Source organism: Phenylobacterium sp. (assembly GCF_044358365.1).
In the GTDB taxonomy this organism is placed as follows: Bacteria; Pseudomonadota; Alphaproteobacteria; order Caulobacterales; family Caulobacteraceae; genus Phenylobacterium.
This window is the reverse complement of sequence record NZ_JBIKNZ010000008.1, coordinates 1-16024: the sequence shown is the minus strand read 5'-3', so window position 1 is coordinate 16024 and position 16024 is coordinate 1. Positions and strand designations below refer to the sequence as shown.

Annotated in this window: 13 protein-coding genes and 1 pseudogene; 6 read left to right on the top strand and 8 right to left on the bottom strand. The window is 62.4% G+C overall.

The window, feature by feature from the left end; translation table 11 throughout:
• Nucleotides 1–6: 6 nt before the first annotated feature.
• The gene (locus tag ACIQ3B_RS03980; protein WP_397400030.1) at nucleotides 7–309 is read right to left on the bottom strand and encodes a TrbC/VirB2 family protein; all 303 of its coding nucleotides are present in this window, start codon (nucleotides 307–309) and stop codon (nucleotides 7–9) included.
• 440 nt (nucleotides 310–749) lie between these two features.
• On the opposite strand from ACIQ3B_RS03980, the gene ACIQ3B_RS03975 reads away from it, so the two are divergent.
• The 3 genes from ACIQ3B_RS03975 (at nucleotide 750) to ACIQ3B_RS03965 (ending at nucleotide 5606) form a co-directional block, all read left to right on the top strand.
• Nucleotides 750–2276 (top strand): hypothetical protein, encoded by a 1527-nt coding sequence (locus ACIQ3B_RS03975; RefSeq protein ID WP_397400029.1) that lies wholly within the window; start codon nucleotides 750–752, stop codon nucleotides 2274–2276.
• A gap of 77 nt (nucleotides 2277–2353) precedes the next feature.
• On the top strand, nucleotides 2354–5014 hold the full coding sequence (locus ACIQ3B_RS03970) for a TonB-dependent receptor domain-containing protein (protein WP_397400028.1): 2661 nt from the start codon (nucleotides 2354–2356) through the stop codon (nucleotides 5012–5014).
• Between the two features lie 274 nt (nucleotides 5015–5288).
• The gene (locus ACIQ3B_RS03965) at nucleotides 5289–5606 is read left to right on the top strand and encodes a hypothetical protein (RefSeq protein WP_397400027.1); all 318 of its coding nucleotides are present in this window, start codon (nucleotides 5289–5291) and stop codon (nucleotides 5604–5606) included.
• 25 nt (nucleotides 5607–5631) lie between these two features.
• Here ACIQ3B_RS03965 and ACIQ3B_RS03960 read toward each other — a convergent pair whose 3' ends face one another.
• Entirely contained in the window at nucleotides 5632–6240 is a 609-nt protein-coding gene (locus ACIQ3B_RS03960; RefSeq protein WP_397400026.1) for a lytic transglycosylase domain-containing protein, read from the bottom strand.
• A 20-nt stretch (nucleotides 6241–6260) separates the two neighbouring features.
• Nucleotides 6261–7349, bottom strand: a complete 1089-nt coding sequence (locus tag ACIQ3B_RS03955) for an alpha/beta fold hydrolase (protein WP_397400025.1) — start codon at nucleotides 7347–7349, stop codon at nucleotides 6261–6263.
• A gap of 150 nt (nucleotides 7350–7499) precedes the next feature.
• Between ACIQ3B_RS03955 and ACIQ3B_RS03950 the strand changes: the two genes are divergently transcribed.
• On the top strand, nucleotides 7500–7766 hold the full coding sequence (locus ACIQ3B_RS03950) for an XrtV sorting system accessory protein (RefSeq protein WP_397400024.1): 267 nt from the start codon (nucleotides 7500–7502) through the stop codon (nucleotides 7764–7766).
• A gap of 162 nt (nucleotides 7767–7928) precedes the next feature.
• Here ACIQ3B_RS03950 and ACIQ3B_RS03945 read toward each other — a convergent pair whose 3' ends face one another.
• The 4 genes from ACIQ3B_RS03945 to ACIQ3B_RS03930 all read right to left on the bottom strand — a co-directional run bounded on the left by ACIQ3B_RS03945 (nucleotide 7929) and on the right by ACIQ3B_RS03930 (nucleotide 11213).
• Nucleotides 7929–9404 (bottom strand): exopolysaccharide biosynthesis polyprenyl glycosylphosphotransferase, encoded by a 1476-nt coding sequence (locus ACIQ3B_RS03945; protein WP_397400023.1) that lies wholly within the window; start codon nucleotides 9402–9404, stop codon nucleotides 7929–7931.
• 77 nt (nucleotides 9405–9481) lie between these two features.
• Nucleotides 9482–10099: a sugar transferase gene (locus tag ACIQ3B_RS03940; protein WP_397400022.1), complete on the bottom strand. Its 618-nt coding sequence runs from the start codon at nucleotides 10097–10099 to the stop codon at nucleotides 9482–9484.
• A gap of 70 nt (nucleotides 10100–10169) precedes the next feature.
• Nucleotides 10170–10415, bottom strand: coding sequence for a hypothetical protein (locus ACIQ3B_RS03935; protein ID WP_397400021.1), 246 nt, complete (start codon nucleotides 10413–10415; stop codon nucleotides 10170–10172).
• A gap of 153 nt (nucleotides 10416–10568) precedes the next feature.
• Complete coding sequence (locus ACIQ3B_RS03930) at nucleotides 10569–11213, bottom strand: exopolysaccharide biosynthesis polyprenyl glycosylphosphotransferase (protein ID WP_397400020.1); 645 nt, start codon at nucleotides 11211–11213, stop codon at nucleotides 10569–10571.
• A 438-nt stretch (nucleotides 11214–11651) separates the two neighbouring features.
• Between ACIQ3B_RS03930 and ACIQ3B_RS03925 the strand changes: the two genes are divergently transcribed.
• Nucleotides 11652–13886 carry an AGE family epimerase/isomerase gene (locus ACIQ3B_RS03925; protein WP_397400019.1) on the top strand — a complete coding sequence of 745 codons (2235 nt, stop codon included), beginning with the start codon at nucleotides 11652–11654 and terminating at the stop codon, nucleotides 13884–13886.
• On the top strand, nucleotides 13883–15190 hold the full coding sequence (locus ACIQ3B_RS03920; RefSeq protein WP_397400018.1) for a nucleotide sugar dehydrogenase: 1308 nt from the start codon (nucleotides 13883–13885) through the stop codon (nucleotides 15188–15190). The genes ACIQ3B_RS03925 and ACIQ3B_RS03920 overlap by 4 nt, the downstream gene beginning before the upstream one ends.
• Before the next feature lie 257 nt (nucleotides 15191–15447).
• Here the strand turns inward: ACIQ3B_RS03920 and ACIQ3B_RS03915 are convergent.
• Nucleotides 15448–16024, bottom strand: a pseudogene (locus ACIQ3B_RS03915) (TonB-dependent receptor); the annotation flags it as partial.

Here is a 16024-nt window from a genome sequence, read left to right as displayed (position 1 = left end):
GCTGGTTCAGAGCCCGCCAGCCAGCGAGCGTATGCCGGCCACGATGGTCACGGCTCCGAAGATGATGAAGGCGCCAACCACGACAACCAGCCCGCGCTTCCATTCAATGCGTCCCGTCAGCATCAGGAAGCCCACGACAGCGATGGCGATGACCGCCGCGCTGGTGGCCACATTGCCGAGCAGAGTGCCCTGGACCCAGTTAAGCGCCGCTAGCAGGGGCGATGAGCCTGCAGGATCCCCCTGCGTCTGGGCGCGAGCCGGGAAGGCCGCCAGGGCGACAAACAGGAGCGGAGCGCTAAATCTTTTCATGGGTCTCACTCGGCGGCCTAGTGGGGCGCCCTGTACACTCGGATGCTCGCACAGTCCTCGAAACGCTGTGACATGTCCGCCGCTGCGGCTGCCGCTATCTCTGTTTGATGACGTTTGCATGACAATCAACCCCGAGAACACCCTGGACAACATGGTAAGGCGTTCATGCACCTGTGACATTTCAGCGCCGTCCGAGGCGTCCAGCATGAATCGCTCCTTCGACTTTACAGGCCGTGACGCAACAGGGCCAGTTCACATTGAGAGCACCGAGACTCGCATGCCGCGACGCATCGGCTGAATCAAAACTGTCATACAACTGAAGAGCTAACGTCACATGTGGCGACTAGACAACCTCTCGACAGGGCGGGTTGCGATCGAGATCAAGCGACGCCTCTCCGCCGTGCGCATAGCGCGACTGGGTCGAACCTGTGGAGAACAAGATGATTGGCGTCAGGAAAGTGGGGACCGTATTGGTCGCCACAGTAGGTGCATTGGCGCTGGCGTCCTGCGGAGGCGGCGGCTCAAGCGTTGTCTCGCCGGGTGAAGGCGCGTTTGCCACCGGCGGAACCGGCGGAACCGGCGGCGCCGGCGGCGGGTCGGGCGGCAACGGTCAGGCCTCGTCTGATTGCCCGACGGGCTTCATTAACCTCGGTACCGTCGCCAACGGCACGCTTCGGTCCTGCGGCATCCCGCAGTTGGTGACCAGTAACCTGACGGTCCCGTTCCGGCCGGGTACGGCCTACCGAATCGACGGCCGGGTCGCGGTTGGCGAGGACCAGGGTTCTGACTCCCAGGCGCCCCGCGCCGGCGCACGCTCCGCCGTCCTTACCATCGAGCCGGGCGTGACCGTCTTCGGCGGTATCTCCGAGTTTCTTGTGGTCAACCGCGGCTCACGGATCGTCGCCGACGGCACCGCCTCGCGGCCGATTATCTTCACCAGCCTGAACGATCTCAATGGCGGGCCGGACCTGAGGGGCCAGTGGGGCGGTATTGTCATTGCGGGCCGCGCGCCGATCAACCGCTGCCCACCGACGACGACAGCGTTCCCGGCCAACCCGACCGCCTGTGAGTTCCGCTTCGAAGCGATCCAGACGATCAACTGGGGTGGAAACGCACCCACAGAGTCCAGCGGCACGCTTCGCTATGTTCAGGTGAAGGAGGCCGGCTTCGAAGTCGCGCCCAACGAAGAGCTGAACGGCATCACCTTCGGCGGCGTCGGCAATGGCACCATCGTTGACTTCGTACAGGTTCACGGGTCGGCCGACGACGCGGTGGAATTCTTTGGTGGAACTGTGAACGTCCGCCACCTCGTGCTGACGCAATGGGACGACGACGGCTACGACACGGACGAGGGCTACACCGGCTCCGCGCAGTACGTGATCAACTACACTGACGCGCCGACGGAAGAGTCGCGATGCTTCGAAATGTCATCCGCCGGCTCAACGTCGGGTGGCGCGCCCCTGCTGCGCTCCAATCCGCGGGTTTCGAACTTTGTATGCCGCCTCGGCCTCGCCGGCACTGCGTTTGACAGCCGCCAGCACCAGGGCATCCTGATGAACAGCGGCACGCGCGCCGACTTCCTGAACGGCCTTGTCGTTTCCGAGAACACCCGGATCCCTTGCTTGGATATCGACGGCGCGTCGACGATGGTCGAGCCGCGGCCGGCTTTCCGCTCGGTGGTTTTCGCCTGCGTTGGCGGCCCTTACCGCACGACGGACGGCGACCAGGACGCCGCGCCTGAAGCCCTGATGACAGTGGCCGGGTCGAACAATCTGGCGACGGGCTATATCCCCACTCTGACGCAGGTGTTCATCAACGGTGGCAACGAGAGCGGGCGCGTGGCGACCAATCCAACGACCTTCTCCTCGTTCTTCCTGGCCACGAACTTCATCGGTGCGGTTTCCGGCCCCAACGACACCTGGTTCGTGGGTTGGACCTGCGGACTGGCCGGCGCCACCTCCTGCTGATGACAGTGATCCCGGTGCGGCGGAGCCTCCGGCTCCGCCGCCGATCCCCATCCTTCCGATGAAGGTTCTATAATCCGATGACAGTCTCCCTCCGCACTCTCAGCGCCATGCTTCTCGCAGGCACCGCGCTGGCCGTGGCCATGCCGGTCTATGCGCAGGCGCAACCTGCGCAGGCTCCAGCCGCTCCGGCTTCGCCTGACGAGACCGAAGTCGAAGAGATCGTGGTCAACGGGAAGTTCATCCCTGACGAAATCCGCGATACCGCCGAGGTCGCCAACTTCCTTACGGTCGAGGACATCCGTCGCGCCGGCGATGACACCGCCGCCCAGGCGCTCACGCGCATCAGCGGCCTATCGGTCGTATCGGGCCGCTTCGTCTACGTCCGGGGCCTTGGCGAACGCTATTCGCAGGCGCTGCTGAACGGTTCGCCGCTGCCCAGCCCCGAGCCGCTGCAACGGGTGGTCCCGCTCGACCTGTTCCCTGCCGCGATCCTGGCTGGCACGGCGGTGCAGAAGACGTTTTCGGCCAACTATCCCGGGGAGTTCGGCGGAGGCATCATCGATCTGCGGACGGTCGGCGTACCCGACAAGCCGTACTTCAACATTGGCGTGGGTCTGGGCGTTGACAGCGAGATCACCGACAAACGCGGGCTGACCTACTACGGCTCAAAGCACGATGAGTTCGGCTTCGATGATGGGTCCCGCAAACTGCCTGTCGGGGTCCGGCAGTTCGCCTCGGCGCGCCCAGTCGTGTTCTCCGGCTCCGCCAACGGTCTGACTCTCGACCAATACAAGGCCATCGGCCGCAGCTTTACCAATGCCTCCCTGAACCTGATCCAGAGGGACCGCGTTGCGCCCAACGGCAACATGGATGTGTCCGGCGGTCGCGCGTTTGAAACAGAATACGGTCGTTTCGGGGTTGTCGGCGTTCTGAGCTATCGAAACAGCTGGCAGAACCGGGTTGGCGTGCGTCAGTCGACCGTGCCGGATGTTGGTGGTCTGGTGCTGGCCAGCGACGCACGCTTTGAGGCAAACCAGAACGACATCGGCTGGAGCGGCCTGGGCGGCCTGGCCTGGGAAAATGACGATAACGAGCTGCACTACACCGCGCTCTGGATCCGTTCGACGTCGAAGCGTGCGCGCATCACCGAAAACTCGGCGCAGTCTCAGGGCAGCGCCAACGTCAATGTCTACAACACCGAATGGTATCGGCGCGAACTGCAGCTGAACCAGCTGACCGGTAAACACCGTGTGGGCGACCTGGATATCGACTGGCGCGGCACCTACGGGCGCACCACGCGTGAAGCGCCCTATGAGCGCCTCTACCGCTACGGCCTGCAGGCCGACGGCAAACGCCAGGCCCTGTTGTCCGGCGCCAATCAGCTTATCTCGTTCTCGGACCTGGACGAGAATATCGGTTCGGCCAACATCGATTTCGCGTACGAGCTTCCTGTGAGCTTTGTGCGTCAGGCCAAGATCAGTGCGGGCTACGCTTGGCAGACCAACGACCGGAGTTCGGTGCGTCGCGACTTCAGCTACGAGGCCGGTCGCAACTATGACCCGGTCCGATATGGGACCGAGCGCATCGATTTTCTCGTGTCTGATCGCAACATCAATGACGACATCATTGCTCTGCGCGAACTCACCGGAACAACCCTGACCGGCGATGCGCCCTATTTCGACGCGGGTCTCGAGGTCAATGCGGGCTACGTCCAGGTGGACACCGAAATCGTCCCGTTGCTGCGCGCCAGCTTCGGCGTGCGCTATGAGGACGGCAAGGAGTACATCCGTACCTTCGACATCTTCAATCGCGCAGCTGGTCCGCTTTTCGCGCGGACGATCAACGAGAGTTATGTCCTGCCGACGGCGACGGTGACCTGGAACTTTGCCGAGGATCAGCAACTCCGCGTCGGCGCCTCCAAGACTATAGGTCGTCCGCAATTCCGCGAGCTGGCGCCGCAACGCTACCGAGACACGGACACCGACCGGATTCTTCGCGGCAATCCCTACCTGGTGGATACCGAGTTCACCAACGGGGATCTTCGCTATGAACGTTACTTCGAGAAGGGCCAGTATCTGACGGTCGGCGGCTTCTATAAGGAGTTGAAGCGGCCGGTTGAAGCGTTTGCGGTATTGGGGTCCGACGGCGCCTTCCAGCAGACCTACTACAACGCGCCCAAGGCCGAGATTTACGGCATCGAGTTCGACGCCAAGAAGTACTTCGAACCTCAGATCGGCTTCGACTGGATCGACGCCAAGCGTTGGTTGGTGGCGGTCAACTACACCTATTCAAAGTCCAAGCTGAAGGTGGCCTCGGGCGACACGATCGTCCTGGACACTACCGGTGTGCGGTCAACGCCACTGGCCAGCGATTACATCCGGCCGGGTTCAAGGCTGCAGGGACAGTCCGACCATCTGGCGAACGTGCAGTTCGGCTTCGAGGATGATGAGGCTCAGTCGCAGGCGACCCTGCTGTTCACCTACACGAGCGACCGGGTTTCGGCGCGCTCCAGCAGCGCCGATCTGCCGGACCTGATCCAGGATCCCGGCCTGCGGGTCGATTTCGTCTACCGCAAGACCTTCATGATCAACGACCGGGAGTTCGCTGGCTCGTTCGAGGCGCGGAACCTCTCCGGGACGGATGCCGAAGAGTACCAGAAGGCCGGCGGAAAACGCTTTGAAACCAATAGCTTCAAGGTCGGCCGCACGTTCTCGTTGGGTCTGACGGCCAAGTTCTGAGGGTAGGGGCTGGCGTTCCTGTTAGCCTAAGTGCCAGCGCGTTAGGCCATGTGTCTTGGGTCGCAGGGCTTATGCGGTGGTGCCTCTGGACAATCGTTGCCTAGCTTGAATACATCGACAAAATTGTCAGTTGTCTAGCTGACGGGGCGGTGAATGTCGGCTTATCGTCACGTCTTCGTGATCAGACCGTCGTAAAAGCTTTGCATTTGTCACATACGGTGGCAGGTTTTCTCCCAAGATGCGGCGTTGGGACGCTGCACGTGGAGGAAATACGATGCGAACCTTGATTTGCATTCTGGCCTTCGCCGCTGCGGCGACCGGTCCAGCCCTTGCTGAAACGGCCCCCAATGCGGCAGCTCAGGCGAAGGACGCGGTGATGTCAAAGTCAGCGCGAACGGTCTTTGTCTGTGACACCACGACCGCGACCCGTCGCGCATTCACCCGGGAGTTCGGGGTTATGGAGTTTGTCACGGCTGATCGGGCTGTCGCCAAGGGCGAGACCTGGTCGGCGCCCAAGTGCGTCACGTCGGCGGAGGCTCGCCGGCTGATTCAGTTGACTGGCAAGCGCGAGCAGGTCGCCAGCCTGCGATAGGGCGTTTCGAATGGCTCGCCGCGGCTCAGCGCGCGACGATTGTCGTAATCTGGGGCGCGGTGACAGCCAGTCGGGCCAGAATCGCCGCCACATAGTTTCGCGTTTCGGCATAGGGCGGTACGCCGCCATGACGTTCTACGGCTTCTGGCCCGGCGTTGTAGGCGGCCAATGCGAGGCGCAGGTCGCCGAACCGGCGGAGCTGGCGCGCAAGGTAGGCCGTACCACCGTCAATGTTTCCGCGAAGATCTGAAGCGTCGACCCCCAGGTCGAGGGCAGTGCCAGGCATCAGTTGCATGACGCCCCGTGCGCCTTTCGGCGACACCGCTGCTGGATTGAAGCGCGATTCCTGCCAGGCTACGGCCTCTACGATGGCTGCGGGCACGGCGTGGCGTCCGGCAGCGTCCTGGATGGCGGCGGAGATATCTGCCGAGGTCGCCGCCGAGCCAAGCACAGGCGCTGAAGGTGGCGCAATCGCATGCACGCCGCCATCAGAGTAGACCGCTGGCCCGACATGGGTCGTCACGGTCCCATCGTCGCCGATCTCAAGGACTTGAGCCTTCACCGCCGTGGACGAGCCGATCACCAGGGCCGAGGCTGCGGCGGCAATCGATAATCGTAGACGCGCGTGCCGCATAGGCCCCTCAATCCGACGCCTCAGTCTAGCGTGAAGGGCGCTGCCGGACCAGCCGACATTGTCGGGAAGGTCGCTGGCCCCGAGTTCAGGCCAAATTTGCGAAGTGCAGAGACGCCGCCAGCGGAGCTCTCGCTTTGTGGCGCCGACACAGGCTCGCTGTCCGGCAATGGCCCAGGCAGACGATTCTCGCGACTGGCTGCGATCATTTCCCGCGCTGCGGCGATAGCGACGTCTGGTCTTGCGATCATGACCAGGTGTGGTGAGACCACAGTGGTCTGGAAGCCATGCTGCGATGTCGATGCGATCTGCAGATGTTGAAATTCCCACATCGAGACGTGAGTCCCGAACGCCGATCTCGGGGAGCCGGCCGCTGTCTCCGACGCGGTGATCACATAGAGCGGGATATCACGGAGAATGGGTCCTATCCGGCCGACCTGTTCCGAAGTGCGGCCAAAGATACTGTTCAGTTCAGACAGCTGGTTTTGCCAGGTGGCGGGGCGTCGTGCCGCGCTGACCTGATGTTCTGTCTTCGTCGGCGCCACGCATTCTGCCCACTGCGGATCGTCCATGGCGGCTGATGACGGGGCTGACGCCATGGCCAGACATCTCTGGAGGCGCTGACGCATTCCGTTCAGGCCGTCGGCTTCCGGTCTCGGCGCAAGCCGTTCCACTGTGGGATCCAGCAGTATCAGACCCTGAACATCGCTCGTGCGTCGGGCCGCGAACAAGCGCGCATAGAGCCCGCCGGCGGAGTGACCCATGACAATGAACGGCCCCTTGATATCAGCGGCCTTGAGCGCCAGATCGAGGTCCCTGGCCGTCGCTGCACCGTCGCGGGGCAGGGGCCCAGGATCACTGTACCCATAGCCGGCGCGATCATAGGCGCAGACCCGTGTCTGCCGCGCCAGATCGGGCTCTACCTTGTACCAGGCCGTGGAATCCGCTCCAAAGCCAGACTCCAGCAGGACTGTGGGCGTGCCGCGCCCCTGGCAGCGAAAATTCAGTTTGCGCCCGTCTACCAGGGCTACAACCATACCTGCCTTGGCAGAGCTTGCTGCGCCCAGGCTATCTGCGGTCCCGCAGGCCGAGAGGCCGAAGCCCAGCAACAAGGCTGGAATCAAGAGTCGGCGTCTGCGCCCGGTCGCGGCACGAACATTGCTAGGTACGAGCTTGTGTTGACCGATGGGACGGCGCACCGGCAAGATAGGTCGCAAGTTTCCCGGCTTTCGTGTGCCGGGATGAATGGAAAGAGGACGCAGGTGGAAACCGTCTACGATTGGATCACGGTGGCGATCTTCGGTGGCCTGGTGGTCCTGTTTCTGCATCGTTCGGTGCAGCCTGAGGAACCGCAGGACACGATCTTGCACTATCTGCCTCCGGCTGTGGGTTGTGCTGTCGCCAACTGGTTTGGAAATCCGCCCCAGAACCAGGGTCTGGTATCCTTCCTTATCGTCCTTGGCGTGGCGATCTACGTCGTTCTTGTACTCAAGCCCTTTGGTCTGACGATCAAGTTTCCGAAGCGCTAGCCCCATGCGCCGCAGCGCCTGCCAGCGATCCAGCCCGTAACGGTACACCAACCGAAGCCCTACTTCGCCCACGCCCCGATTGTAATTGCCGGCAAAGACATCGCCGGCGCCAGATACCGGGCCTGGATGCCCGGTATCTGGCGCCGATTCGTCGACAGGAACTCAACGAACCCCTTCGCTGTCGCCCAAGAGGCAAGGCGCCGTACGCAGGATGATGGCGATATCCAGCCAGAAGGACTGACGTTCAACATACTCCAGATCCAGCGCTACGCGGCGCCGCACATCCTCTGCAGTGTTGATCGGGCCTCGTGAACCGTTCACCGCTGCCCAGCCTGTGAGGCCCGGTTTGATCCGGTGTCGGTGGGCATAAGTCTCCACCAGTTTGCTGGCGTCAGCGCCGCCGCTCTGCATGCCAATCGCGTGCGGGCGGGGGCCGACGACAGACATCTCGCCAGAGATGATATTGAAAATCTGAGGCAGTTCATCGAGGCTGGTCTTGCGGATAAAGCGACCAACGCGGGTGACGCGGTCATCATCGGCGCTCACCTGTCTGGCGGCCGTGAAGTCGGAGGCTTCGACCTTCATCGAGCGGAACTTCCAGACCACGATTTCCTCGTTCATGTAGCCGTGACGGCGTTGACGGAAAAAGACCGGTCCCGGACTGTCCAACCTGATCGCCACGGCGATGGTTGCCATGAGAGGCGCAAGCGCGATCAGCCCGGCTAGGCCAAGGATCAGGTCGAGCGCGCGCTTGGCGGCGAGATAGCTGGCGCGCTGGCCCCCGCCGCTGACCTGCATCAGGTCGAAGTCGGCGATCCGGCCGACGGCCTGGCTGGCGCTTTCATCATCCGCATCTTCCAGCAAGAGCGAGATCGAATTGGGGATCGGGGCTAGTCGCTCGATGAGCTGAGCGATGCGTGCGTTGGCCTTGGCTGTCACCGTGATAACGATACGGTCTGCGAAGGGCAGGATCCTGTGGTCGATCAGGTCAGTGGTTTTGCCAAGGACCGGGACACCGAGAATAGCGGGGCCAACGCGATCGTGCCGATCATCGAAGATGCCAAGGATGTTGACATCACGGGTGCGCATGGCCCGTCGGATCAGCCTTTCGGCGGCCGGCGTGCCGCCGACAATGATCAGGTTCGGTGTCAGCAAGCCCTGCTGGCGCAGGTTGGCCAGCACCTGCCCCCAGATCATGTGGCTGACCATGAGTAACGTGCCCGCCGTAGCGGCCCAGGTTGCGCAGGCCAGGGCCGGGAAGGTGGGGTCAAGCAGGCCGCACAGGGTGCCCGCGCCGCCACTGGCTGCGACCGCTGCCAGCAATAGCCGGCCAAAGCGGCGACGTGAGCGCTCGCGCTTTCGCATGACATAGGCGCCAGTGGCCACCAGGAGCACCAGCGCCAGAAGGGGTGCACCAAGCCACATGGTCATGGGTAGTGGCATCACCAGTCCGGCGACCAGGGAGGCCGCGCCAAGAGCGACGCCATCGCCAAACTGGAAGAGCCGGGCGAGCCCTGGTCCCGACGCCCGGGTTCTCGCCGTTTGCATGCGGTCAGGGCGAAGGGGGCCGCGGCGATCGCTGGCGGCGTCGATTGCGTCCGTCGCGACGGCGCGATGGGCTCCGGTGTCGTCGGCCATTCTGGCTTTTCCCGCTTGGTTGCTCGGGAAGCCTAGGTCGTGGGCCTGACAGATCGGTTAAGATGCCGCTCGAAACCCTAGTAGGCGCGCGTGTCCGAGAAAATCAAAGGCAGCGTCCGCCGGATGATCTTCATATCAAGCGCGAAGGACCATGTGTCGATGTACTCGTTGTCGGCTTCGACCCGATCTACAATAGCCTGCAACTCCCGGACTTCGCCGCGGAAGCCACAAACAGCAGCATAGCCGGTCAATCCCGGGCGGGCGCGAAATCGAAGGTTGTAGCCAGGCGCCAGTTGACCCCAGGTCTCGTCGTGGGCGACCGCGTGGGGCCTGGGTCCGATCAACGACATTTCCCCGCGTAGAACATTCAGAAGTTGCGGCAGTTCATCGAGGCTGAACTTGCGCAGGATGGCGCCGAACGGGGTGATCCGGGCATCACCGCGGGTCGCCTGGCGAACGGTGGCGCCGTCTTCGGCGACGGTCATGGTTCGAAACTTGAAAACGGTAAAGATCACGCCGTTCAGTCCGGTTCGACGCTGCCGGAATAGCGCTGGGCCGGTGCTTTCGAGTCTAACAAGCGTGCCAATCGTCAGCAGGAGCGGCAGAAAGAACAACAGGGCGCCGAGCGACGTCACGATGTCGAATATACGCTTCGACCGGCTTGTCGCGACAGGGTTTACGGGGATCGCCGCCACTGCGTCGGCACAAGCTCCAGGGGTTGCTGTCCAGCTTGTGGTTTTGGCATGAGTCCGAAGGTTTACCGGCCTAGTCATGGCCGCGGCTTTTGCGGGACCGGTCGGTTCCTGACAGTCCTTTGAGGAAGGCGTCCATCGCGCTTGCGCTCCAGAGGCGAACACAAAGCCGCCGCCCGTCATCGCCGATCTCTGTACGGATCTGTGCGTCTGCGTCTGCATCTGCGGTGTCGGCATTGCGTTCTATGAATCCGTAGAAGGCCGCATGAATGCGCTCCGGGTCTGCGTAAGCGGCAAATCGAGTCTCGAATTTGGACATGACCCCCGACCGCCCCGCGATTCTGCTTCCCAGGAAGCAAGCCCCGCGCCACGGAAGAGGTTCTGTCTAGCGCGTGATCACAACCATATTCGTGACAAGGGGTACGGCGGTTGCATTCAGCGTTGATAATCGTCAACGCTGGCTGTCTAGGCGTCAGTAGGCTTGGGGATCGCTGAATATGATCAAGGCGGTCTTCCCAAGGATCGCTACATCCAGGCCAATCGACCAGCTCTCGATATAGAGGTTGTCGGCGGCAATCCGCTCCGTCATGCAACGCAGATCGTTGATCTCACCGCGCAGGCCATTGACCTGCGCCAACCCGGTCAGACCAGGCTTTGCGCGGAAGCGGTCAGCATAGGTCGGGATCTGTTCGCCATAGTAGCTGTCATGCGCCAGGGCGTGAGGACGAGGGCCAACAATGGACATGTCGCCCTTCAGGATATTGAGGAACTGCGGCAATTCATCGAGGCTGAGTTTGCGAAGCAGCGCGCCAACCTCTGTCACCCGGGAGTCATTGCGTGTCGCCTGACGGACATTGTCGCAGTCCTCTGCGACCGTCATCGTGCGGAACTTGTAGATCGTGAAGATGCGGCCGTTTTGGCCAGTGCGACGCTGCTTGAAAATCACAGGTCCGCCGGATTCCAGCCGGATCGCGAGCGCGATACACACCAGAAGAGGCAGAAAGACCAGCAAGGCAATGCTGGCGCCCAGGATGTCGATCACACGCTTTGCCCGGCTATCGCCCAGGCGGGAGCGCTGCAGTTGGGCCAATACATCGGTGACGGCAGCAGGCGCCACCGATTTTGGTTCTCTAATCCGCCGGTTGACCTTGGTCACGAGGCGCACTCCGTAATCAGGCAGGTCAGACACGCGACCGAGACGTTACGATAAATGGTTGGCGCGCCGTTAGCCAATTTCTCAAACGAACTGTTCACGATCAGGGTGCACATTATGAGTATGCCCAAGAACCGGGCGGTGTCGGAGCCAGAACATGCCGACGGACGTGTCTGTTGATATCGCCGTACGAGAGCCCGAACGCCAACCCTTGGCGCGGCTCCCGATTGGGCTCGGGCTGGGCATCGGCGCCCTTGCCTCTGTTGTCCTCTGGGCCGTGATCGGCATGACCCTTCATGCACTGCTCGCCTGATCGCTTCTGAGATCGCTTTCGGCCGGACGCGGGTGCGCGGCGCCGTCATGGTGGCTACGAGGGGCTGAGTTCTTCGGACGCAAAGCGGTGTGCTCCCGCGTTTACGATCCGGCCATTTGCGAAGCTTGCTGAAGGCGCTAGGGGAAGACGCGTCTGAAACGCGTTGCCCGGAGGATCGCGCCATAGCCCCGCCTGTCTACCCCGTGGTGCTTTGTGGCGGACCCGGCGAGCGGCTTTGGCCCTTGTCGCAACCGTGGCGGCCCAAGCCGTTTCTTCCGCTTTTGGGACCCGTTTCGGGCTTCCAGGCAGCGGTGGCCCTTGCGCAGTTGCTAGCCGTCGGCGGTGAGGTACTGGTGGTGGGGTCGGCTGATCACCGCGATCTCATTCACGAACAAATCTCTTCCGCTGGCGCCTCTGCGCAGGTGCTCCTGGAGCCCACAGGTCGCGAAACCGCCGCCGCGATGGCTGCCGCCGCGCTCTGGGTTATAAATCGCGCGCCCGATGGTGTCATGGTGGCGCTTCCGGCGGATCATCACATGCCACTCACCTTGGCCGTCCAGGCTGCGGTCAATTCCGCCATCAAGGGCGCCGACGCCGACATGCTTCTCGTGATGGGCATTCGTCCTGACAGCCCTTCAAGCGCCTATGGCTACATAAGTCCGGAATCTCGGGGCCCGGGTGTGCAGCGGGTCGTCGACTTTCAGGAGAAGCCGTCTGCGGAACGTGCCACTGAGCTCATCGCGAGCGGTGGGCTTTGGAACAGTGGCATCTTCATCGGGCACGCCCGTACGTTCCTGTCGGAACTCAGACTTTGGGCGCCCGACATCCTGTCGGCGGTGGAGCAGGCCACTACGAATGGCTTCTCCGATGGCGGAGATTTCCTGCTCGGGCCTCAATTCGCCGAGACGCCAAAACTAGCTTTTGATCGGGCGGTCATGGAGCACACCGATCGAGCCGCGGTCCTTGCCGTTGATTTCCCATGGTCTGACCTGGGCTCATGGACGTCCGTGTTGGCTGCGAGCGTCAGAGATGAAGACGGTAACAGCTTATCCTCAGGTGCACGGGTGGTTGGAACAAGCCATTCGCTGGTGCGATCGCCTGAAGGTGTTCAGGTGTCGGTGGTCGGCGTTTCACGTCTGGCTGTCATTGTTGAGCCTGGCGCCGTTCTGGTCCGTGGGTTGGGCGAGGAGCAGGCCATGCGCGAAGTTTACCTGGGCTCGATACGGCCGGATCGGTTCGTCAGTCTCGCCGGGGCTGCTGAAGACCTCGGTCTGTGGTTGAGAACGGCGGCTTTGCCGTTGTGGGCGACGGTCGGTATGGACGCCGGCGCGTTTCGGGAGGCCCTGACCTGGCGGGGTGATCTTGCTGACCCCTACAGGCGGACGCTTGTGCAGGCCCGTCAGGCTTTCGTTTTCGCGAGCGCGGCCACTGAGGGTATTGAAGGACCGTGGGCCGAGGCCGCGCTTCATGCATTGAGGTCCGCCGTGCGCTTGCCCAATGGGTTGTTTGCCTCGCGGTGCGACCTCTCAGGCGTGATCATAGACCCAACAGCCAGACTCTATGACAACGCCTTCGTCCTGCTGGCGTTTTCTGCCCTCCACCGACTGTCCCCCATGGAGGGGGCATCCGCTGCGGCGACAGAGCTTCGGCGTGCTCTGGAGTTGTTTCGTCATCCCGTCGGTGGGTTCCGGGAAGTCGGTGAACGCGCGTTTCAGGCGAATGCCATCATGCATCTTCTGGAAGCCACCCTGGCCTGGGAACCCATTTCCGACGACCCGGACTGGGGACGACTGTCTGACGAGCTTGTGGAGTTGGCTCTGACCCGGTTCATAGACCCGGCAACAGGCGCCCTCTCCGAGTTCTACGATGAGAGCTGGAGCCGACTTTCTGACGAGGCAAATGTGATCGAACCTGGTCATCAGTTCGAATGGGCATGGCTTCTGACCCGGTGGAGCGGCATGCGCGGGTATCCCTGCGGCGAGGTGGTGGCGAGGCGATTGTTCGATGTCGGGCGTGGCGCGTTTGATCCCCGGCGTGGTGTGGTGGTCAATACGCTCGGCCCGGATCTGTCCGTCCGGGACGCCGGAGCGCGGCTCTGGCCCCAGACCGAACACATCAAGGCGGCGCTTGTCCTGGGCGAGCAGGAGGCCGCGCTACAGGCGGCTAACGGGCTGGTCGCCTACCTGGACACACCGGCGCGCGGCGTTTGGCGCGAGCGGATGCGACCCGATGGAGGCTTTGTCGAGGAACCGTCACCGGCCAGCTCGCTCTACCATCTGTACCTTGCGATCCGCGAGCTCGCTCAGCATGCGGCCAATCCATGATAGGCAGCGACGCAATGGTGCTGAACCCCTTCACGCAAACCCCGGCGCGTATCGCCGTGATTGGTCTGGGCTACGTAGGCCTGCCGCTAGCCGTCGCCTTTGCGGCGGAACATGATGTGGTCGGGTTTGACACCAGCGCCGAAAGGGTCGCGGAGCTTCGAGCGGGGCTCGACCGGACGCTGGAGGTGGCCTCGGAGGCGCTGTTCAATGCGAGCCGCCTTTCCATCACCAGCGAGCCCGGCGCCCTTGAAGGCTGCAACGTTCTGATTGTGACTGTGCCGACGCCGATAGACGCTCACAAGAAACCTGACCTGACCGCCCTGATGAGCGCCAGCGAGACGGTCGGTCGGGCGATCCGGCATGGCGGGGTCGTGATCTTTGAGTCCACCGTCTACCCCGGCGCCACCGAGGAAGACTGTGTGCCGGTCGTTGCTGCGGTTTCAGGTCTCGAGTTCAACCGTGACTTCTTCGCTGGATACAGCCCGGAGCGCGCCAATCCAGGCGACGCAAGCCATCGGCTCGCCGACATCATCAAGGTGACTGCGGGGTCAACACCTGAGGCCGCGCGGTTTGTCGATGACCTCTACGCCTCGGTGGTCCGGGCGGGTACGCATCCGGCGAGCTCCATTCGCGTCGCGGAAGCCGCCAAGGTGATCGAAAATACCCAGCGAGATCTGAACATCGCCCTGATCAACGAGTTCGCCCTGATCTTCCATCGCATGGGAATTGATACCCATGAGGTCCTCGAGGCGGCGGCCACCAAGTGGAATTTCCTCAACTTCAGCCCAGGCCTGGTTGGCGGGCACTGCATCGGCGTCGATCCTTACTACCTGACCTACAAGGCTGAAGCCCTGGGCTATCGACCGGAGGTCATTCTGGCCGGTCGCCGGATCAACGACGGCATGGGCGCCTATGTCGCGCGTGAGTTGATGAAGGAGATGACCCGCAAGGGCGTGACGCTGAAAGGCTCACGGGTTCTGATCATGGGTTTAGCCTTCAAGGAAAATACCCCTGACGTTCGCAATTCCCGGGTCATCGACATCATTCACGAACTGCAGGCGTTTGGGGCGGAAGTAGACGTCTGGGACCCCTGGATCAGCGCCGCGGTCGCCCGGCATGAGTATGGTCTTGACCTCGTCCAACATGCGGTTGCCGGCAGCTATGATGGTGTGGTGCTGGCCGTCGCTCACCGGGAATTCAGGGCGATGAGCGTTGAGACCATCCGTGGCTTTGGCAGGCCCAACGCTGTGATCTTCGATGTGAAGGCCGTGCTTCCGCGCGGGGCTGCCGACCTCAGGCTTTAGGCTAGGCGCCAAAAACAGCAGCAGGGTGCTCACAAATGGGGCGTCTCCGCTTTGTTGTAGGTATTCGGACATTCCACACTTCGAGCCGCAGGTCTGATGGATCATGTTGGCTTTGCCCTTTGGGGCGTTTCCTCCCTGAACTGGCCGCGCCGGCAACGCGCGGCCATTTTTCGTTTCAGACAGGTTTTCGGAGTGGCCGGCAAGAAAAAGGCCACAGGGTGAACCCTGCGGCCTTTGCCGTATCTTGAAAGGATCGCTTAGAAAGTGATGGCGATCTTGCTGTAGTAGTAGCCACCATTGATCCCGAACGCCGAGAACGTCGGGTACTGAGTGACATATCCGTTGGCGTTGGCAGCCAGGAAGGTGTTCCGGTAGGCTTGGTTGAGCTTGTCCGGATATTTGTTGAACAGGTTGTTGGCGCCGATCGTGAGCTTCACGGACTCCAGCACCTTGTAGCTGACCTCAAGGTCGGTGATGAACGTCGTGCCAATATTCAGCTTGAAGCAGTTCGATGCCGGCAGCTCAAGCGGGCAGCCGAGGCGGTTGTTGAGGATCGAGGAGGGGCCATAGAGGCTCTCCTTGACGTTCACGCTCAGCTTGTCCCATGTCCAAAGAGCGCCAAGGACCGCCCGGTACTTGGGCGTGCTGGTTTCCAGGAAGCCAACTGAGGTGCGGTCGAACAGGGAAGCACCCTGCAACTGCGCCGGCGGCTTGGCGAACTTGGTGACCTTGGTGTCGGACCAGTTGCCGGTCAAAGACCACTGAATGCTGCCCCAGTCATCGAGATCCGTGCGGGTTGTCACAACCAGGTCGGCGCCCCGTGTGCGGGTGTCG